Genomic DNA, 18,130 nt, shown 5'->3' with positions numbered 1-18,130 from the left:
CATCAGCATGAACGAAAACAAAGGGTTCTGGTACGCCGACTGGTCTTTCCCGATTTTTGTCGGCCTGCTCTCCGCCGGGGTGTTTGCCGGTACGCATATGTACTACCTGTACGGCATTGGTGCTTTTAACGAAGTGGCGTTTGTCTCCATGCTGCGTTCCGGCATGGAAACCGGGGTCTACGGCGCGGTAGCGGCGTTCGGTGCCAGCTTTCTGTTCGCCCGTATCATCGAAGGTTCGCTGGTGGGGATTCTCGATATCGGCGGGGCGATTCAGACCGGCGTTGGTCTGGGGGTTCCGGCGTTGTTACTGGGCGCGGGCATTGTCTTCCCGGTCGCGAACTTCGCCGCCTCGCTGGCAACCGGTCTGGTGATTGGCGTGGCGATTGGCTACATCATCATCCTGGCGCGTAAGTTCACCATCAATCAGAGCGACTCCACCTACGGTGCCGACGTGATGATGGGGGCGGGTAACGCCTCTGGCCGCTTCCTCGGTCCGTTGATCATCCTGTCGGCAATGACCGCGTCAATTCCTATTGGTCTTGGTTCGTTGGCGGGTTCGCTGCTGTTTTACCTGTGGAACAAGCCGATTACCGGTGGTGCGATTCTCGGTGCCATGGTGCTGGGCGCGATCTTCCCGGTTTCTCTCTAAGGAGGGGGTATGTTTGATGTCATTCTCCGTCGTGCGCGTCTGTGCGACGGACAGCTAGTGGATATTGCGTGGCAGGACGGCAAAATCGCCGCACTGGGTAGCGTAAGCGGTCAGGCGGCACAAGAACGCGACCTGGCCGGGCGCTACTACCTCAGCGCAGGCTGGATCGACAGCCACGTTCACTGTTATCCCAAATCGCCGATTTATCACGACGATGCGGATGCCATCGGTGTGGCGCAGGGAGTCACCACGGTGGTGGATGCCGGCAGCACTGGCGCTGATGATATTGACGATTTTTATCAGCTTACGCGACAGGTCACGACCGATGTTCGTGCGCTGATCAACATAGCCCGCACCGGCATTGTCACGCAGAACGAACTGGCCGATATGGCGCAGATCGACGGTGAGGCGGTGGTGCAGGCTATTCAGCGTCGTCCCGATTTTATCGTCGGCCTCAAAGCGCGTATGAGCAGCAGCGTAGTGGGCGAAAACGGTATCCAGCCGTTAATCCGGGCCAAAGCCATCCAGCAGGCGGCGGGTGATCTGCCGCTGATGGTGCATATCGGCAACAACCCGCCGGTGCTGGAGGACATTGCCGATCTGCTGACTTCCGGCGACATCATCACCCATTGCTACAACGGCAAACCCAACCGCATTCTTACGCCGCAGGGCGAGCTGAAAGCCGGGGTGAAGAATGCGTTAGCGCGTGGTGTGCGGCTGGATATCGGCCACGGCAGCGCCAGTTTCAGCTTTGAGGTGGCGCGTCAGGCGATTGCGCAGGGCATTCTGCCTGACACTATCAGCTCCGATATCTACTGCCGCAACCGTATCAATGGCCCGGTGCACAGCCTGGCGCATGTGATGTCGAAATTCTTCAGCATTGGCATGACATTGCCGCAGGTGATCGACTGCGTGACACGCAAAGCCGCTGAAGGTCTGCGACTGAAAAACAAAGGTTGCCTGGCGGTCGGTTACGACGCCGACCTGACCATTTTTACCGTCAAAGAGGAAGCCCGCCCGTTCGTCGATGCTGAAGGCGAACAGGTGCTGGGTGAGCAACATCTGGTGCCACTGGCCGCCGTGGTGGCGGGGCAATGGCATCTGACAGATGAAGGGAAAGCCAATCATGTCTTCGATTTATGAAAAATATGGCCTGAAGCAGGTCATCAATGCCTCTGGTCGCATGACCATTCTTGGCGTATCGACCCCGGCAGCAGACGTGGTCGATACCGTGAAATACGGCCTTAACCACTACTTTGAGATGAAAGATCTGGTGGATAAAACCGGGGCGTATATCGCGCAACTGCTTGAGGTTGAAAGCGCAGTGGTGGTTTCCTGTGCGTCGGCGGGCATTGCGCAAAGTGTGGCGGCGGTGATCGTGAAAGATAACGCCTGGCTGCTGGAAAACCTGCATGCCGCGCCACTCAGTGTGCCGCACGATATCGTGATGCCGAAAGGTCATAACGTCAATTTTGGCGCGCCGGTTGGCACCATGGTGGCATTGGGTGGTGGACGCCTGGTGGAAGCAGGCTACAGCAACGAATGTTCGCCAGAACAGCTGGCAGCGGCGATTACGCCGACGACCGCCGCGTTGCTGTATATCAAATCACACCATTGCGTGCAGAAAAGCCATCTCAGTGTCGAACAGGCGGCAGTGGTGGCGCGTAAGCATGGCATCCCGTTGATTGTCGATGCGGCAGCGGAAGAAGATTTGCAGTGCTACTACCAGATGGGCGCTGACCTGGTGATCTACAGCGGGGCGAAAGCGATTGAAGGACCAACCAGCGGTCTGGTGATTGGCCGCACCCAATATGTTGAGTGGGTGAAGCGCCAGAGTAACGGCATCGGTCGTGCGATGAAAGTCGGCAAAGAGGGCATCCTCGGCCTGACGCAGGCGATTGAAAACTATCTGTCGCAGGAGAAAACCACCGGCGCAGAGATGGTGGAAAAAATGACGCCGTTTATCGCCAACCTCAACACCCTGAACGGCGTCAGCGCGCGTGTGGTATGGGATGCTGCCGGACGTGACATCGCCCGTGCCGAAATCAAGTTCGATGAAGCGCAAACCGGCTGGGCCACTGGCGAGCTGGTGCAGGCACTGAAAACCGGCGCTATCGCCATCTATTTCCGTGGCTATAAAGCCAATGAAGGCATTATCGAGGCCGATGTGCGTAGCGTCAGCGCCGACCAACTGCATACCATTTTTACCGCCATCGAGGCGCTGCTCAGCGGGGAGAAACACGCATGACTCTGACTCCAAAATTTTATCAGGGCCGTCTGTGCCTCAATGTGCTGGCGGGTTCTAAACAGAATGCGCGCGATATCTGGGAAGCGGCGGATGGTTATGTGTTGGTGGGCGTGTTGTCGAAAAACTACGCCAGCACTGAGGCGGCAATTGCCGATATGCGCGAATATGCTGCGCTGATTGATAACGCGATTTCGGTTGGACTGGGTGCCGGGGATCCCAATCAATCGGCGATGGTGAGTGAGATTGCAGCTGAGCTGCAACCGCAACACGTTAACCAGGTGTTCACCGGCGTCGCGACCAGTCGCGCGCTGCTCGGCCAGCATGACACCGTGGTCAACGGCCTGATTTCCCCCACCGGCACGCCGGGCCTGGTCAAAATCTCCACCGGACCGCTGAGTGCGCAAGGGCCGGATGCCATCGTGCCAATCGACAGCGCGATTCGCTTGTTGCAGGACATGGGCGGCAGCTCGGTGAAATACTTCCCGATGGGGGGATTGAAAGCGGTAGCGGAGTACCGCGCGGTGGCGGAAGCCTGTGCGCGTAACAACTTCTGGCTGGAACCCACCGGCGGTATTGATCTCGACAATTTTGAAGAGATTGTTCGCATTGCGCTGGAGGCGGGCGTCAGTAAAGTGATTCCGCACGTCTACAGTTCGATTATCAATAGCGCGACTGGCGACACACGCATTGACGATGTGCGTCAGCTTCTGGCAACGTGCAAAAAGTTGTTGTAACAATTAAGTAACAGGTGAAGCCCGTGAGATTTCCCAACCAGCGTCTGGCCCAACTTTTCGCTGCGCTGCAAACCGAAACGCTGCCGCAGGATGAGCTGGCGCGACGTTTTTCCGTGTCCACTCGCACGGTGCGCACCGATATCACGGCGCTTAACGCGCTGTTGGCGCAGCATGGTGCGCAGTTCGTGCTGGCGCGTGGCGAGGGTTATCAACTGAAGGTGGAGGACGCGCTGCGTTTTGGTCAGCTCCAGGCACACACCGCGGCACCGCTGCGCGTGCCGCGTACCTCACAGGAACGGGTGCGTTATCTGCTCAGTCGTTTTCTCACCGCTGCATATTCGCTGAAGCTGGAAGATTTGTCGGAAGAGTGGTTTGTCAGCCGCGCGACCCTGCAAAGCGACATGGCTGAGGTGCGCGAATGGTTCGGGCGTTATCATCTGAATATCGAAACCAAACCGCGTTACGGAATGAAGCTGTTCGGCAGCGAAGCGGCGATTCGCACCTGCCTGACTGATTTGCTGTGGCAAATCGACCAGGATACGCCGGACAGCCCGCTGTTAACGGTGGAAACGCTACACAGCGGCATGCTGGAGCAGTTGCAACCGCTGCTTCAGCATTGTTTCTCGCAGCACGCCATTCGCCTCAGCGATGAAGGTGAACGCTATCTGCAAATCTATTGCGCGGTGGCAGTACGGCGCATCAGCGAAGGTTTTCCGCTGAACGATCCGGGTGCGGAGGATGTCGGCGAGGAGGTGCGTGAAGCCGCGCAGCAACTGGTTAACCTGATGCGGCCGCTGGTGGGAAAACCGATCTCTCAGGCGGAAGAGAACTGGCTACGCGTCAACATCGCTGCCCGCCAAATTCAGGCGCTGGCCCCCAGCACCATCAATGCCGATGATGCGGATGCGCTGGTTGATTACCTGCTGAATTACATCAACACGCACTACAACTATCGTCTGCAACAGGATGAACAGTTGCGTGCCGATCTGCTCACCCATATCAAAACCATGATCACCCGGGTGCGTTACCAAATCCATATCCCCAATCCGCTGCTGAGTAATATCAAGCAGCATTACCCGATGGCCTACGACATGACGCTGGCGGCGGTCACCAGTTGGGGGAAATATACCCCTTACAGCATCAGCGAAAACGAAATCGGTTTTCTGGTGCTGCATATCGGCGTCGGGCTGGAGCGTCACTATGATGTGGGCTATCAGCGTCACCCCCAGGTGCTGCTGGTGTGTGACAGCGGTAACTCTACCTTGCGCATGATTGAAGCGATGCTGCTGCGTAAGTATCCCCAGTTGCAGGTGACGGGCCGCCTGTCGCTACGTGAATACGAGGCGCTTGCGGCTATTGATGAAGATTTTGTTATCTCCACCACCCGCTTGCGTGAGAAAAACAGCCCGGTGGTGGTGATGTCGCCGTTCCCAACGGAATTCCAGCTTGAGCAGCTCGGCAAACTGGTGCTGGTGGATCGTACCCGGCCTTATATGCTGGAAAAATACTTCGATGCACAGCATTTTCTGGTGGTGGACCAGCCGATGACACAATCGGCGCTGTTCCATCAGCTGTGCAACCAGCTTCAGCGTGAAGGCTATGTGGAAGACGATTTTTATCCCTCGGTTGAGGAACGTGAAGCGATTGTTAGCACTATGCTGGGGGAGGGGATTGCGCTGCCGCACTCGCTGGGTCTACTGGCGAAGAAAACCGTGGTGTACACCGTGCTGGCACCGCAGGGCATCAGTTGGGGCGATGAAACCGCCTCGGTGATTTTCCTGCTGGCCATCAGCAAAAGTGAATATGAAGAGGCAATGGCAATTTATGACCTGTTCGTCACTTTCCTGCGCGAACGCGCAACCGCCCGGTTGCGTGACTGCGGCGATTTTGTCAGCTTCAAGGCCGTGGCGATGGATTGTTTGAGTCGCCTGTAACGGCGCGATTATTGCGTAATGCGTTGTTCGTAGCGGCGCGATAAATCGCGCCGCTACGGAAAGGTTAGTCAGCGTTGTTGATTAACCTTTCTTCGCCAGCAAACGCGGGATCTCGCGCAGACACCAGGCTTTCGCTTCACCCATGCTGTCGCGGCGCCACGCCATAATGATGTCCACCTCGCGGGTATATTCCGCACTCACCACGCGCAGACGTCCTTCGGCGATATCCTGCTCCACCAGCGAATAGGGCATGGTCGCCACACCCAGTCCGGCCAGCAGCGCTTTGCGTTTGTCTTCCATGCTGCTTACCGTCAGGCGCTGTTGCTTGTCCAGCAACTGCACGGTCAACACCGGGCGCTCGCGCGCGGTATCGGCCACTGCAATGCCGCGATACTTCACACGCGTCACCTCAGATTGTGGCTCGGCTTCCTGATGAATGGGATGATCCGGACTGGCGACATACACGCTCATCATGCTGTACAACTTGCGGGTGTTGATTTCCGTTGAGGCGCGGAAATGCATATCCGGCGCAATGACGATATCGGCACGCCCCTGCTCCAGCCGCTCCCAGGCACCGGCCAGCACTTCGGTCACCAGGGATATCTGGGTATTGGCTTTGTCCGCCAGTTTGGTCACCAGCGGGAACAGGTGTTCGGTGGGCACCAGCGCCTCGGTGACGATGGTGAGATGGGTTTCCCAACCGCGTGCCAGCGCTTCAGCGTCGGTGGTGAGTTTGTCGGCGGCTTCCAACAGCACGCGGCCACGTTCCAGCAGCATGCGTCCTACGTTGGTGAATTTAGTGCGGTGACCGGAGCGGTCAAACAGCACGACATCCAGCTCCTCTTCCAGCTTCTGCATGGTGTAGCTCAATGCGGAAGGTACACGTCCCAGCTCGTCGGCCGCAGCCGCAAAGCTGCCGCGCCGGTCAATAGCATCCATCACACGTAAAGCTTCCAGGGTTAACGCGCGCTCTTTTGCCATGCCGATTCTCTGTCAGGAAATTTGAACATGCCAGGCAGATTAACTGGCTAACAATCCGGCGTCCAGCCTTTTACCATAATCCTATAAACCTGCGGTCGTATCATCCCGCAGAGCGTCGGAGGTAAATCATGATGACAACCCGCTGCGCGTCAGCATGTGGCCAGGCCGATTTCGGTTGGTTGCAGGCGCGTTACAGCTTCTCATTTGGCCACTATTTTGATCCGAAACTGATGGGCTATGCCTCACTTCGCGTGCTCAATCAGGAAGTGCTGGCACCCGGTGCTGCCTTCCAGCCCCGCACCTATCCTCAGGTTGATGTACTCAACCTGGTACTACAGGGCGAGGCGGAGTACCGCGACAGCGAGGGCAACCATATTATCGCCCGTGCCGGTGAAGCGCTGCTGTTGTCGGCGCGCCAGGGCGTGAGCTATAGCGAAATCAATCTCAGCAAAGATCAACCGCTGACACGTATGCAGCTGTGGCTGTCGGCGTGCCCGGAACGCGAGAATCCGTTGTTGCAGAAAATGTCGCTGCCCGAGCAGACCTCTTTCCTGTTGGCTTCGCCAGACGGTGCGGAAGGCAGTTTACAGCTGCGTCAGCAGGTGTGGATTCATCAGGTAACGCTGGCTCCCGGCGAGCAACATAGCGTAAAGCTGAACGGTCCACGCGCCTATCTGCAATCGATCCACGGATCGCTGGATGTGCAGGCGAGCAGTGCGCATCAGGAAAAGCTAAGCTGTGGCGATGGGGCATTTCTGGCAGAAGAACAGCAGATTACGTTGCAGGCGAAAACGCCGTTACGTGCGTTGGTGATTGATATACCGGTGTAAAAAAGGGCGGCTGATGCCGCCCTGAAGGTTTATTTCAGAATGGTAAAGGCGGTGGTGACGTGCTTCACACCGCTTACCCGGCTGGCGATATCCGCCGCCGCTGCCGCTTCCTGTTGTGTCACCAGACCCAGCAGGAACACTTCGCCGTTTTCGGTGGTCACTTTCACGTTCGACGATTTCACCTGATCGCTGCCCAGCAGTTGTGAGCGGATTTTGGTGGTGATCCAGGTGTCATTAGAGGATGTACCGAGGCTGACTTTCTGGCCGGTACGGATTTCGTTGTACACCTCAGTCGCGCCATCGACACCCATCGCGATCTGTTTCGCGCGGCTGGCGAGATCCGCCGACGGTGACTGACCGGTCAGCAGCACTTTGCCCTGATAGGCGGTCACTACGACGCGCGCCTGGTTTTTGATCTGTTCATCTTTTGCCAGCGCGTTGCTGACGCGTAACTCCAGCGTACCGTCATCCACCTGGGTGCCCACGGTGCGGGGATCGGTGGCGGTTTTGGTGGCTACTGCGGCACCGCCAGCGACGACAGCAACGCAGCCCTGCAACATCATGGCGGTGAAAAGAATGGCGACAGCGTTCAATGCTTTCATCTTAGCTCCTTCAGTCATTCCTGGTGGGGGAACAAGGTGTTATCGATCAAATCGCACAGGCAGTTCAGCGTCAGCATATGCATCTCCTGAATACGCGCACTGCGATGTGACGGAATGCGAATTTCCACATCGTGTGGGCCGAGCAGGCCAGCCAGCTCACCGCCGTCGTAGCCGGTCAGCGCCACGATGGTCATATCGCGTGTAACCGCAGCTTCAACCGCTTTAATAATGTCACGGGTGTTGCCACGGGTGGAAATGGCCAGCAGAACATCACCGGCCTGACCAAGCGCTCGCACCTGCTTGGCATAAATTTCATCGTGCAACCGATCGTTACCAATGGCCGTCAGCATTACGTTGTCGGCACTGAGCGCCAGCGCGGGCAGGCTGGGGCGTTCGGTCTCAAACCGGTTGATCATACTGGCGGCAAAATGCTGAGCGTTGGCCGCTGACGCGCCATTACCACAGCTAAGGATTTTGTTACCGCTCAGCAGCGACTGCACCAACGTCATGGCCGCGCGGGAAATGGCATCCGGCAGCGCCTCGGCGGCAGCGATTTGAGTCTGAATACTTTCGGTAAAACACGCTTTAATTCTGTCCTGCACAAGACCACCTGGTTCTACACATCGGCATGAAAGGCATCGGGCAGCCACTCCAGCTCGCGCCCGGTAATGGCTATGATGTCAAAGCGGCAATTTACCGTGTCAAAACTGCCGTTACGTCCCAGCAGCCATAGCGCTGCGGTACGGAGTAGCTTTTGTTGTTTCTGACGCGTTACGCTGGCGGCTGCACCGCCAAAACGCGCATCGCGTCGATAGCGCACTTCGACAAAGACCCAGCAGTCGCCATCCTGCATGATGAGGTCAATCTCACCGCTGCGACAGCGAACATTGCTGGCAATCCATTGCAGCCCGGCGCGCTCCAGATAGCGGCGCGCCTGCTGCTCTTGCTCAGCGCCAATGCGCTGGCGATTTACTGTACCGGAACGATTTGTCCCTGACGATACTGGTTCCATGCCAACTTCCTGTTGATCACGCAATCCGGGGTGGCGCTCAGCTTGCCGGTGTTGCCATCAATGGCAAAGCCCGGAACCTGACGCATCTGGTTAAAGTGGTTCGCCAACGTCCAGGCATCAATGCCCATTGCGTACAGGCGTACCAGCGAATAATCATTGTTAAACGACTTCGCCGCTTGCTGCATCAGCGCCGGGTTGCTACCCGAAAGCAGCGGAATGTCACTGAATTGTAAGCCATCCATCTCCAGACGGAAGTCCGGACCCGCACCGGCCTGGAAGCTACGTGAGCTGGCGTACAACGCAATATTGTTGCGGCTGCTGGTACGCATCGCAATCATCGGCTTGATCAGCTGTAGCTCATCCTGGTTGGCGACGATATACACCGCATCAAGGCTGCCACCGCTGGTATCGGCTACCGGGGCGCTGGTCTGCGGCGCCGGGATGTTCAATCCGGCAATCGATACGCCCTGCGGCTGTGCGGGTTCCACCACCAGCGGCGTGCCACTCAGGTTGATACCGGCACCGCTGTTGATACCCTGTTTCAGCTCGCTGACGGAACCAAAACGTTGTTGCAACACGGTCGAACCACCCAGCGTCTGCCACTCTTGCGCAAAGGCCTTACCAACACGATCGCCATAACTGTTACGCGGCAACAGCAGCAGCGGCTGGCGTTTGCCTTGATCCCACATATGGTGGGCGGCATCGCGCGCTTCGTCTTCAGGAGAAAGCGCAAAGTAACAAATATTCGGATGGTTCTGGATCTGTTCCGGCTCGTTCAGGGCCAGTACGTTAAGCGGCGAGTTGCTGTTAGCGACAGTCTCTACATCACTTTTCAACAGCGGGCCGACGACGATGGTTGCGCCATCCTGCTGCGCCTGTTGCATCACCTGCTGAATCGGCTGACTGCTGGTGTCATACACCTTGACCTGGGCATTGCTATCGCCTGCGCTGGCTGCCGGGGCAGGTGCAGCAGCAGGTTGCGGCTGGGTGCTTTGATCCGGGGTGATGGCAGCAGCGGCCGGGCTGACTACGGTATTGGCGGTCGCATCTGGCGTTGCAGCGGCTGGCTGCGGCTGGGCGCTGGCTTCCGCGCTGGCCGGTGTCGCTGTCGGCTGTGGTTGTGGGGCTGCGGCCGGGGCGGTTAGCACACCGTTTTTCGCATCGTTAAAGCCTTTCTGAATGGCGTTGGCGAAGATCTGCGCCTGACCATTCAGCGGCAGCAGCAACGCGATGGTGCTGGTCGAAGCTTTGCTGAAGTTCTGCACCTGACTCAGGGCGGTCGGCAGGGTTTTGGCACCCGGATTGAGCGGATAGCGTGTTTGCCAATCTTTGATGGCGGCTTTCAGCATTTCCGGGTCCTGGCTGTTGGTATGCCAGGTGTTGAGCAGATCCAACCAGCCCTGCAAGGTATTCTCGTCGGCATTGATCACCAGGCTGTTGAGCTGATCTTTGGTCATCTGCGTCAGCGCCTGCCAGGTGGCGTCAATATTGCTCTGGTGATCGGCCGCTTTCAGCAGCGGTTCCTGAGCGATATAGGCGCGCAGCAATGCCAGCGAGGGACGATTCTGAGCGGCAGCGATTTGCAGGCCGTAGAAGCGCGCCTGTTGATCCTGCGACAGACCGTCGGTTTTCACCTGGCTCAACAGTTGCTGTGCACCGTTGAAATCCTGCTGACCAATCTGCATCTGCGCACGCAGCAACTGTAATTCCTGCTGCTGCACATCAGAGAGCTGCTGCGGCAATTGTTTGATCTGATCGCTGGCCTGTGGATACTTTCCTTCCTTCAACAAGGCACGGATGGCAAGTAATTGCCAGTCGGTCTTGCTATCATCGCTGCTTTGCTGCACCTGTTGCAGGTAATAGTCAGACTGGGCCGTGATCGGACCCTGAACATTGACGGAAGACGTTTGCTGTGGTCCCTGACCGCTACAGGCGGCTAAAATTAGCCCAGCGAGAAGAACAGGTACAAAGCGTCCTGCTTTACGACGTAAGACTTTTGAAGGAAGCATACTGTATCCAGTGATGTTTTTTTCTAGATGCTCAATATTAAATCGGCAATTCGGATGAAACAATGAAACAACTCGATCGGGCAGACATTTCTGCCAGCACGCTCTATATCGTTCCTACCCCGATCGGTAACCTGGGTGATATTACGCAGCGTGCGTTAACGGTGCTTGCGAGCGTCGATCTGGTCGCTGCGGAAGATACACGTCATACCGGGCTGTTGCTACAACATTTCGCCATCAATGCGCGACTGTTCGCACTTCACGACCACAATGAGCAGCAGAAAGCCGAAGTGCTGCTGGCCAAATTGCAGGAAGGCCAAAGCATTGCGCTGGTTTCTGATGCCGGAACGCCGTTAATCAACGATCCCGGTTATCATCTGGTGCGTCGTTGCCGTGAAGCGGGTATCCGCGTGGTGCCCTTACCGGGTGCCTGCGCGGCGATTACAGCATTAAGCGCAGCGGGATTACCGTCCGATCGTTTCTGTTACGAAGGGTTTCTGCCGGCGAAAACCAAGGCGCGCTGCGATGCTTTACGTGCTCTGGCGCAGGAGCCGCGCACCCTGATCTTCTACGAATCGACCCACCGTTTAATCGATAGCTTACAGGATATGGTCAGTGAGCTGGGGGCTGAACGTTATGTGGTGTTGGCGCGGGAAATTACGAAGACTTGGGAGTCATTGCACGGTGCGCCAGTGGCCGAGCTACTGGCCTGGGTACTGGAAGATGAAAATCGCCGCAAAGGGGAGATGGTGCTGGTGGTGGAAGGCCATAAGGCCGATGAAGAAGCCTTACCGGCAGATGCACTGCGCACCCTGGCGCTGCTACAACAGGAGCTGCCCTTGAAGAAGGCGGCTGCGCTGACGGCGGAAATTCACGGTGTGAAGAAGAACGCACTGTATCGCTACGCACTCGATCAGCAAGAGGCGTGACAAACGACGGCGGATCGCCTATTATCCCGCGCCGAAGCTGACCAGACAGTCGCCGCTTTGTCGTCGTCCCTCTTCGGGGGGAGACGGGCAGAGGGGAGGAAAGTCCGGGCTCCATAGGGCAGGGTGCCAGGTAACGCCTGGGGGGCGCAAGCCTACGACCAGTGCAACAGAGAGCAAACCGCCGATGGCCCAGTAATGGGATCAGGTAAGGGTGAAAGGGTGCGGTAAGAGCGCACCGCGCGGCTGGTAACAGTTCGCGGCACGGTAAACTCCACCCGGAGCAAGGCCAAATAGGGGTTCACAAGGTACGGCCCGTACTGAACCCGGGTAGGCTGCTTGAGCCAGTGAGCGATTGCTGGCCTAGATGAATGACTGTCCACGACAGAACCCGGCTTATCGGTCAGTTTCGACTTTTTAATGCAAAAACCCCGCTTCGGCGGGGTTTTTGTTTTTGCGCGGAATGACTGTCCACTCCTCTTTCTATGAAAAGAACGCGGCTTATCGGCCAGTTTCGACTTTTTAATGCAAAAAACCCGCTTCGGCGGGGTTTTTGTTTTCAGCATGCACTGAACCGTAGCGGCGCGATTTATCGCGCTATTCCGTGCTCGGTGCCAGAAAAATCCGCGCGATAAATCGCGCCGCCACGAATTTATCTCCGTCCGTGAGGCTCATCCCAGTTAAATGCCGGTCCAAGCGAGATCACCCCACTCGGGTTGATGGTCTTATGGCTGCAATAATAGTGATGACGGATATGCGGCAGATTGACGGTTTCGGCAATCCCTGACATTTGGTAAATATCACGCAGAAAGCCGCTGAGGTTGCGATAATCGCTGATCCGGTGGCGATCGCACTTGAAATGCGTGACATATACCGGATCAAAACGTACCAGGGTGGTCCACAGGCGCAGATCGGCTTCGGTTAATTGATCGCCGGTCAGATAGCGATGCTGACCCAGGATCTGCTCCAGGCGCGTCAGTGAATGGAACAGCGCCGTTACCGATTCATCATAAGCAGCCTGCGAAGTGGCGAAGCCCGATTTATACACGCCATTGTTTACCGTGTCGTAAATCCAGCTATTCAGCTCATCAATTTGTGGCCGCAACGCCTCGGGGTAGTAATCGCCAGCGCGTGCGCCCTGCGCATCAAACGCGCTATTCAACATCCGAATGATGTCGGCCGATTCATTGCTGACAATGGTGTGCTGATGTTTGTCCCACAGCACTGGCACGGTAACGCGCCCACTGTAGTGAGGATCGGCATGCAGATAGAGTTGATACAGGTATTCGTTCTGATATAGCGAATCTCCGGTAGCGTCGGGGAAATCGTCGTCGAAGGTCCAGCCATTTTCCAGCATCAGCGGATGTACCACCGACACGGAAATCATCTCTTCCAGTCCCTTCAGCTTGCGCATCAGCAGAGTACGATGCGCCCACGGGCAGGCGAGTGAAACGTATAAATGGTAGCGGTCGCGTTCGGCGGCAAAACCGGCTTTCCCGGTGGGACCCGCGCTGCCATCAGCGGTAACCCAGTTACGCCACACCGCTTCTGTACGTTTGAAGCGGCCACCGGTTGACTTCGTATCGTACCAGGTGTCATGCCAGACACCGTCAATCAGTTGTCCCATAAGCCCTCCACAAAAAAATGGGGCGAGGAATATCCTCGCCCCTTTTCAGTATACGCTGCTTGTGTACTTAGCGTGCGGTTGCAGTCTGGAAACGCTGACGAATCAGACGGTCGATGCTGTATGCACCTGGACCAACCAGACCCAGCACCAGGAAACCACCAGCGATTGACAGGTTTTTCATAAACATCAGCTGGTTAACACCTTCAGCGAAGTTACTGTGGAACAGGAACGCCGTCAGAATGGTGAAGCCGGCAGTAAACAGCGCCGTGAAACGGGTCAGGAAGCCGAACAGAATCGCCAGACCGCCACCCAGTTCCAGCAGAATTACCAGCGGCAACAGGAAGCCAGGGACGCCCATTGACTGCATGTACTGTGCGGTGCCTGCATAACCGGTCAGTTTGCCCCAGCCAGCGGTGATAAACAGGATGGTCATCAGAACGCGTGCCAGTAACAGGCCAGAATCTTCGAATTTTTTCATCATCTACTCCAACAAGGTTTTTATTGCAGGTTGCTGGCCTGCGGCAATGTATCCCGTCGAATCACGTCTTGTGATTCATTGGGCTGATGGCTAGAGATGATAATCGCGGGTTGGAAAGGTTGTAAGCGAGATAATCTGTCGATGTTGTTCAGGAATTCTGATTAAAGGAAAAACGGACCTGAAAAAGGTCCGTTGTCAGAAGGAGTTAGCCTAACGTGGTGGCAGCGCTGATTTGATCATCCGCCAGGTGCTCCACAGCCCAAAGCCGCGTTTCGCCCAGCGTAGTAGCCGATTAGGGCTGCGAATTGACCAGATTGCCAGCGCGCTGCTACCAATCGCCAGATAGCGGCGCAAACTGAGGAAGGTGAGCCAGCCCCGATCATACTGCGCGGTGCTCTCCAGCCAGTCACGCCTGGCTGCGCTCAGATCCAGCCGTTGCTGTTGTACCTGATTCAGCAATGCGTGGATGCGTGCTTCGCGCTCGCGGCGGCTCATGAGCGATGCTCCTCCAGCAGTTTGCGATCGGTATCCAGCTCTTTGCGCGTATGGCGCAGCAGTGTGGACTGGCGGGATTTACGCAGTGTCCAGACACCAAAAATCAGCGCCAGCAGGAAAAGGACGGCAGTGGTAATCGCAATCGCCATCAGCCGATATTGCGCATCCACCGCCCAGATGATCAGCACCATCAGGCTCATTAACCCGAAAGCGGTAAACAGCATGGTAAGGCCCACCATCATCAGCATCTGAATCAGGTTGGCTTTTTCCTCTTCCAGTTCCACCACTGCCAGGCGGACGCGTGTCTCAACGATACTGACCAACGTGGTAACGATACGTTGACCAATGTTGATGACCCCTTTGCCCGGGCCGTGGCTTTGCTGACTGTCACTCATCATTAACGCCGTGAAAGCAGAATGCCGATGACCACACCCACCGCAGCACCAATACCGACGCCGTGCCAGGGATTTTCACGCACGTAATCATCTGCTTTATGTGCGGCTTCGCGGGTGGATTGCGCCAGGCGTTCGCCAGACTCGCCCAGGCGTTCACGCGAAGTGTCGAGGGCTTCACGGGCTTTCTGACGCAATTTATCCAGCTCAGTCTTTGACTTCTCGCCGGTGCTGCTGAGCACTTCTTCCAGGGTGTCGGCCAGGTTTTTCAGTTCGGCACGCAAATGTTCTGATGTTGGTTCTTTAGCCATGAAAATCTCCTTTTATGCCCGTCATACTTCAGGCTACAGTTACGTTGGCTGCGTTCATATACCTCAGTCACTTACTGGAGTAAGCTCCTGAAGTCTATGAGCTTGCCGCCTTCCTGTAACCTGAATTATTTAGGGCATATAACAGTAAGTCCGATTAATAGCGTTCAGCTTCGAGTTGCTTTAACTCGTGCTGCGCTTCTTCCAGCTTGCGCTCGCGTTTAGCGATCTTCTCTTTGTCATTACCTTCCTGGCGCTCTTCTTTCAACTCACGCTCACGTTCGGCGACATCATGCTTTTGCGCCTCAATACGCTCATGATGTGCAGCTTTCAGTTTTTCATCGGTACAACTGGCGCGCACTTCGGTTAGCGCACGCTCCAGCCCGTTTACCCGGCGCTGGTTATCATGCTGCTTTGCCATACCAATTTCGCGCTGAATGTCCTGCTCCTTCTGCTGACATAGTGACTCTGCTGCCAGAAGTGAGCCGGAGAGGGAGAGGAGAACAGCACCCAGGAGTAATTGACGTTTCATCAGGTAAAACCTTCCTTTGTGAATGACCTGCCGCAAACCGGGCAGGAGAGGCTTCCCAGCTTGTCTTGTGCTCGCGCTACCTTTAAGCATAGACAGCGGATGAAAAAATTCAAAGAAGACGCGGGGATAGCGAGGGTTGTGGTCGCCCGGACGAGTATCCGGACGACGCAATTTAGCTGTAAGTCAGACGACTGGGGTCCTGATTTTGCTGCGATGCCTGATGACCGGCGGCCACAACAAAACCTTGTGGCAGCAGGCGACGCAGTACCTTCTGCGCGGCCAGGCTTTGCTCTTCGTTTTCGAAATGAATCACCAATGCATCACCAGAAGGCGTGATGCTTTTAATGCGCACGCCCTGGGCGGAGAGTTGCTGATACAGATAGAAGCCATCCGGCAGCGGGGTGCCGCTGTTGGCAACGCGAATCTGCACCACAGTTTCATGGCTCAGCAGCGCAGGGGCGAAACTGATGGCAACAAGAGCCAGCGCAGCGCCCAACAACCAGGGCAGAAGACGCCTTGGGATGCGGGTCAGAATTTTCATCACTGTGATTTCCCATTCTGATCAGACTGACGTTTACGCCACAGCACCACCAGTGACCCGACAAGACCAAACACCAGCAACACCAGGGGAAGCATCATCAGGCAAAACATCAATTCGTCTTCATAGCGACGGAAAATGGGGGTTTTGCCAAGTGCGAAACCGAGCACTGTAAGGATCACTACCCACAGCAAACCGCTCACCCAGTTAAAGAACTGGAAACGCGCATTGCTGAGGCCAGATAACCCGGCAATGGTTGGCAGCAGAGTGCGCACAAACGCGATAAAACGGCCAATCAGCAGGGCGGAAAGCCCATGACGATGGAACAGGCTGTGCGCGCGTTGATGATATTGCGCGGGTAAATGGGAAAGCCATTTTTGTACCGTGGGGGTATTCCCCAGCCAGCGTCCCTGAATGTAGCTAACCCAGCAACCGAGGCTGGCACCGGTGGTCAGGACCAGAATGGTGAGTGGAAAGTTCATGGTGCCTTTGGCGATCAGCACGCCAACCAGAATCAGCAAGCTATCGCCGGGCAGAAATGCAGCGGGCAGCAGGCCGTTCTCAAGGAAGAGAATCATGAACAGCACGCCATAAATGGCCCACACCAGTGTCGGGTCGGAAAGGGTTTCAAAATCCTGCTGCCATAAGGCATGCAGTAATGCCTGCAAAATATCCATCAATCGGTCCTGAACATCATTGTTAAACGTGCCCGAAGGGCTGGAGCACTAGCTGGCAGTTTGGTTATGCATTTTAGGAGCGCAGCTGAGCCGGATTTTCCGGATCCTTCCAGAATTGATTGTTAAATCAGCAACTTTTTAATGCCCTGTCGCAAAGGGTAAGAAAAGGGCGATAACTGTAACAAAAATCATGGATCTGAGACAGTAGAAAGTTCCCGCAAGAGAGGAGTTTTACCTTTAGATGCAACTGGTCAAAAGGAGCTTTACATGAGCTGACACTATTGCAGATTAACTGACTTTCCTGCCGGAAAAATCAGCAAAATTAGCGGGAATTATCAGTGCCTTCCGGCAGGATGACCGGGTTTTCAGCAAACATGTAACGATCGACATTAAACTCAAAATCGTCTGCGGTAGCGTTAAACAACATCTGTTTAGTATTTTCCAGATGTTGCCACATAGCCAGCTTACTGGCGGCGGGATCTTTGCGGATGAGTGCTTTCAGAATCTGATCGTGATCATCGCACCAACTGAGGATGTTGCGCTGATCGATATGCTCATGCAACTTCAGCCAATAGGGGTTATGCAGGCGGTGCAACCACATCTTCTCGACAATGGCGGCTAAGGCGCTGTTCTGCGTCGATTGTGCAATGCGGACGTGGAACTGCATATCCCATTCAGAATCACGAAAATGGTCTTCCTGGCGGGCCTTCTCCTGAATGGCCATCAGCGCGATGATATCCTGACGAGTCACCTGGGTTGCCGCGAACTCCGCGACATTACTCTCAATCAGCTGACGTGCCTGCAACAATTCAAACGGACCAAAACTGGCGAATTCCAACTGACTGGAGGTCACGATACGGTTTTGCTGTTGGCTGGCAATAACGTGAATGCCTGAACCTTTGCGCACTTCCACGTAGCCTTCGACTTCCAGCATGATGATCGCTTCACGTACCACGGTACGGCTGACCTGCATCTCCTCAGCAATTAAACGCTCGGCAGGAAGTTTATCACCCACCGGGTATTCTCCGGCTTCAATGCGGCGTTTCAGCTCGCTGGCCAGTTGTTGATAAAGACGTCGGGATTCGGTCAGGTCCATTGCGCGGTTCCGCTATGCAGGTAAACGAGGAGTTGTTATACCACTTCGGCCGGGCGGAAGAAATG

At 55.9% G+C, this 18,130-nt stretch carries 21 protein-coding genes and 1 other RNA gene; 8 read left to right on the top strand and 14 right to left on the bottom strand.

What is annotated here, in order from left to right; all coding sequences use genetic code 11:
- Positions 1-7: 7 nt before the first annotated feature.
- From AC6I8N_RS17840 to AC6I8N_RS17820, 5 genes are read left to right on the top strand one after another with little or no spacing between them, the layout of a single operon-like run.
- Positions 8-649 (top strand): DUF4310 family protein, encoded by a 642-nt coding sequence (locus AC6I8N_RS17840; protein ID WP_021183536.1) that lies wholly within the window; start codon positions 8-10, stop codon positions 647-649.
- 9 nt (positions 650-658) lie between these two features.
- Positions 659-1,792 carry an amidohydrolase/deacetylase family metallohydrolase gene (locus AC6I8N_RS17835; RefSeq protein WP_497829630.1) on the top strand — a complete coding sequence of 378 codons (1,134 nt, stop codon included), beginning with the start codon at positions 659-661 and terminating at the stop codon, positions 1,790-1,792.
- Entirely contained in the window at positions 1,776-2,897 is a 1,122-nt protein-coding gene (locus tag AC6I8N_RS17830; RefSeq protein ID WP_415173159.1) for a DgaE family pyridoxal phosphate-dependent ammonia lyase, read from the top strand. The genes AC6I8N_RS17835 and AC6I8N_RS17830 overlap by 17 nt, the downstream gene beginning before the upstream one ends.
- A complete protein-coding gene (gene dagF / locus AC6I8N_RS17825) occupies positions 2,894-3,631 on the top strand; it encodes a 2-dehydro-3-deoxy-phosphogluconate aldolase (RefSeq protein WP_497829629.1) in 738 nt (245 codons plus the stop codon). The genes AC6I8N_RS17830 and dagF overlap by 4 nt, the downstream gene beginning before the upstream one ends.
- 23 nt (positions 3,632-3,654) lie before the next feature.
- Positions 3,655-5,565, top strand: a complete 1,911-nt coding sequence (locus tag AC6I8N_RS17820; protein WP_497829628.1) for a BglG family transcription antiterminator — start codon at positions 3,655-3,657, stop codon at positions 5,563-5,565.
- Between the two features lie 81 nt (positions 5,566-5,646).
- Here the strand turns inward: AC6I8N_RS17820 and AC6I8N_RS17815 are convergent, their stop codons facing one another.
- Positions 5,647-6,546, bottom strand: coding sequence for a LysR family transcriptional regulator (locus AC6I8N_RS17815; protein ID WP_013510651.1), 900 nt, complete (start codon positions 6,544-6,546; stop codon positions 5,647-5,649).
- A 128-nt stretch (positions 6,547-6,674) separates the two neighbouring features.
- Between AC6I8N_RS17815 and AC6I8N_RS17810 the strand changes: the two genes are divergently transcribed.
- A complete protein-coding gene (locus tag AC6I8N_RS17810; protein ID WP_021183531.1) occupies positions 6,675-7,376 on the top strand; it encodes a pirin family protein in 702 nt (233 codons plus the stop codon).
- Positions 7,377-7,405: 29 nt separating this feature from the next.
- Here AC6I8N_RS17810 and dolP read toward each other — a convergent pair whose 3' ends face one another.
- From dolP to AC6I8N_RS17790, 4 genes are read right to left on the bottom strand one after another with little or no spacing between them, the layout of a single operon-like run.
- The gene (gene dolP / locus AC6I8N_RS17805) at positions 7,406-7,978 is read right to left on the bottom strand and encodes a division/outer membrane stress-associated lipid-binding lipoprotein (protein WP_021183530.1); all 573 of its coding nucleotides are present in this window, start codon (positions 7,976-7,978) and stop codon (positions 7,406-7,408) included.
- Between the two features lie 14 nt (positions 7,979-7,992).
- Positions 7,993-8,580, bottom strand: a complete 588-nt coding sequence (diaA, locus tag AC6I8N_RS17800; RefSeq protein WP_013510648.1) for a DnaA initiator-associating protein DiaA — start codon at positions 8,578-8,580, stop codon at positions 7,993-7,995.
- Positions 8,581-8,594: 14 nt separating this feature from the next.
- A complete protein-coding gene (locus AC6I8N_RS17795; protein WP_013510647.1) occupies positions 8,595-8,990 on the bottom strand; it encodes a YraN family protein in 396 nt (131 codons plus the stop codon).
- Positions 8,948-10,999, bottom strand: coding sequence for a penicillin-binding protein activator (locus tag AC6I8N_RS17790; protein WP_497829627.1), 2,052 nt, complete (start codon positions 10,997-10,999; stop codon positions 8,948-8,950). The genes AC6I8N_RS17795 and AC6I8N_RS17790 overlap by 43 nt, the downstream gene beginning before the upstream one ends.
- A 62-nt stretch (positions 11,000-11,061) precedes the next feature.
- On the opposite strand from AC6I8N_RS17790, the gene rsmI reads away from it, so the two are divergent.
- Entirely contained in the window at positions 11,062-11,925 is an 864-nt protein-coding gene (rsmI, locus tag AC6I8N_RS17785) for a 16S rRNA (cytidine(1402)-2'-O)-methyltransferase (RefSeq protein WP_021183528.1), read from the top strand.
- A 33-nt stretch (positions 11,926-11,958) separates the two neighbouring features.
- An RNA gene (rnpB, locus tag AC6I8N_RS17780) (RNase P RNA component class A) lies at positions 11,959-12,337 on the top strand.
- Between the two features lie 237 nt (positions 12,338-12,574).
- Here rnpB and AC6I8N_RS17775 read toward each other — a convergent pair.
- The 9 genes from AC6I8N_RS17775 to exuR all read right to left on the bottom strand — a co-directional run bounded on the left by AC6I8N_RS17775 (position 12,575) and on the right by exuR (position 18,065).
- Positions 12,575-13,549 (bottom strand): glutathione S-transferase family protein, encoded by a 975-nt coding sequence (locus tag AC6I8N_RS17775; protein WP_497829626.1) that lies wholly within the window; start codon positions 13,547-13,549, stop codon positions 12,575-12,577.
- 67 nt (positions 13,550-13,616) lie between these two features.
- Positions 13,617-14,027 (bottom strand): DoxX family protein, encoded by a 411-nt coding sequence (locus AC6I8N_RS17770; RefSeq protein WP_036625565.1) that lies wholly within the window; start codon positions 14,025-14,027, stop codon positions 13,617-13,619.
- A 210-nt stretch (positions 14,028-14,237) separates the two neighbouring features.
- A complete protein-coding gene (locus AC6I8N_RS17765; protein WP_208724245.1) occupies positions 14,238-14,522 on the bottom strand; it encodes a YqjK-like family protein in 285 nt (94 codons plus the stop codon).
- Positions 14,519-14,917 (bottom strand): phage holin family protein, encoded by a 399-nt coding sequence (locus AC6I8N_RS17760; RefSeq protein ID WP_200864654.1) that lies wholly within the window; start codon positions 14,915-14,917, stop codon positions 14,519-14,521. The genes AC6I8N_RS17765 and AC6I8N_RS17760 overlap by 4 nt, the downstream gene beginning before the upstream one ends.
- A 2-nt stretch (positions 14,918-14,919) precedes the next feature.
- Positions 14,920-15,225 (bottom strand): ElaB/YgaM/YqjD family protein, encoded by a 306-nt coding sequence (locus AC6I8N_RS17755; protein ID WP_208724244.1) that lies wholly within the window; start codon positions 15,223-15,225, stop codon positions 14,920-14,922.
- Positions 15,226-15,379: 154 nt separating this feature from the next.
- On the bottom strand, positions 15,380-15,754 hold the full coding sequence (locus tag AC6I8N_RS17750) for a DUF1090 family protein (RefSeq protein ID WP_021183522.1): 375 nt from the start codon (positions 15,752-15,754) through the stop codon (positions 15,380-15,382).
- 172 nt (positions 15,755-15,926) lie between these two features.
- Positions 15,927-16,295 carry an EnvZ/OmpR regulon moderator MzrA gene (gene mzrA, locus AC6I8N_RS17745; protein ID WP_021183521.1) on the bottom strand — a complete coding sequence of 123 codons (369 nt, stop codon included), beginning with the start codon at positions 16,293-16,295 and terminating at the stop codon, positions 15,927-15,929.
- Positions 16,295-16,969 carry a DedA family protein gene (locus AC6I8N_RS17740; RefSeq protein WP_013510637.1) on the bottom strand — a complete coding sequence of 225 codons (675 nt, stop codon included), beginning with the start codon at positions 16,967-16,969 and terminating at the stop codon, positions 16,295-16,297. Before AC6I8N_RS17740 ends, mzrA begins: the two co-directional genes overlap by 1 nt.
- A 322-nt stretch (positions 16,970-17,291) precedes the next feature.
- Positions 17,292-18,065: a transcriptional regulator ExuR gene (gene exuR / locus AC6I8N_RS17735; RefSeq protein ID WP_021183520.1), complete on the bottom strand. Its 774-nt coding sequence runs from the start codon at positions 18,063-18,065 to the stop codon at positions 17,292-17,294.
- Positions 18,066-18,130 lie beyond the last annotated feature (65 nt).

This window comes from Pantoea sp. X-Soil-TKNS-1279, from assembly GCF_059730565.1.
This window is presented reverse-complemented; position numbering and strand designations above follow the sequence as displayed.

Bases quoted from the DNA above. Each gene is read 5' to 3' on its own strand.
- AC6I8N_RS17835 (WP_497829630.1), top strand. From the start codon at position 659: ATGTTTGATGTCATTCTCCGTCGTGCGCGTCTGTGCGACGGACAGCTA.
- AC6I8N_RS17790 (WP_497829627.1), bottom strand. From the start codon at position 10,999: ATGCTTCCTTCAAAAGTCTTACGTCGTAAAGCAGGACGCTTTGTACCT.
- mzrA (WP_021183521.1), bottom strand. From the start codon at position 16,295: ATGAAAATTCTGACCCGCATCCCAAGGCGTCTTCTGCCCTGGTTGTTG.
- AC6I8N_RS17775 (WP_497829626.1), bottom strand. From the start codon at position 13,549: ATGGGACAACTGATTGACGGTGTCTGGCATGACACCTGGTACGATACG.
- dolP (WP_021183530.1), bottom strand. From the start codon at position 7,978: ATGAAAGCATTGAACGCTGTCGCCATTCTTTTCACCGCCATGATGTTG.
- AC6I8N_RS17765 (WP_208724245.1), bottom strand. From the start codon at position 14,522: ATGAGCCGCCGCGAGCGCGAAGCACGCATCCACGCATTGCTGAATCAG.
- AC6I8N_RS17810 (WP_021183531.1), top strand. From the start codon at position 6,675: ATGATGACAACCCGCTGCGCGTCAGCATGTGGCCAGGCCGATTTCGGT.
- AC6I8N_RS17830 (WP_415173159.1), top strand. From the start codon at position 1,776: ATGTCTTCGATTTATGAAAAATATGGCCTGAAGCAGGTCATCAATGCC.
- AC6I8N_RS17760 (WP_200864654.1), bottom strand. From the start codon at position 14,917: ATGAGTGACAGTCAGCAAAGCCACGGCCCGGGCAAAGGGGTCATCAAC.
- AC6I8N_RS17740 (WP_013510637.1), bottom strand. From the start codon at position 16,969: ATGGATATTTTGCAGGCATTACTGCATGCCTTATGGCAGCAGGATTTT.
- rsmI (WP_021183528.1), top strand. From the start codon at position 11,062: ATGAAACAACTCGATCGGGCAGACATTTCTGCCAGCACGCTCTATATC.
- AC6I8N_RS17840 (WP_021183536.1), top strand. From the start codon at position 8: ATGAACGAAAACAAAGGGTTCTGGTACGCCGACTGGTCTTTCCCGATT.
- AC6I8N_RS17770 (WP_036625565.1), bottom strand. From the start codon at position 14,027: ATGAAAAAATTCGAAGATTCTGGCCTGTTACTGGCACGCGTTCTGATG.
- dagF (WP_497829629.1), top strand. From the start codon at position 2,894: ATGACTCTGACTCCAAAATTTTATCAGGGCCGTCTGTGCCTCAATGTG.
- AC6I8N_RS17815 (WP_013510651.1), bottom strand. From the start codon at position 6,546: ATGGCAAAAGAGCGCGCGTTAACCCTGGAAGCTTTACGTGTGATGGAT.
- AC6I8N_RS17795 (WP_013510647.1), bottom strand. From the start codon at position 8,990: ATGGAACCAGTATCGTCAGGGACAAATCGTTCCGGTACAGTAAATCGC.
- exuR (WP_021183520.1), bottom strand. From the start codon at position 18,065: ATGGACCTGACCGAATCCCGACGTCTTTATCAACAACTGGCCAGCGAG.
- AC6I8N_RS17750 (WP_021183522.1), bottom strand. From the start codon at position 15,754: ATGAAACGTCAATTACTCCTGGGTGCTGTTCTCCTCTCCCTCTCCGGC.
- AC6I8N_RS17755 (WP_208724244.1), bottom strand. From the start codon at position 15,225: ATGGCTAAAGAACCAACATCAGAACATTTGCGTGCCGAACTGAAAAAC.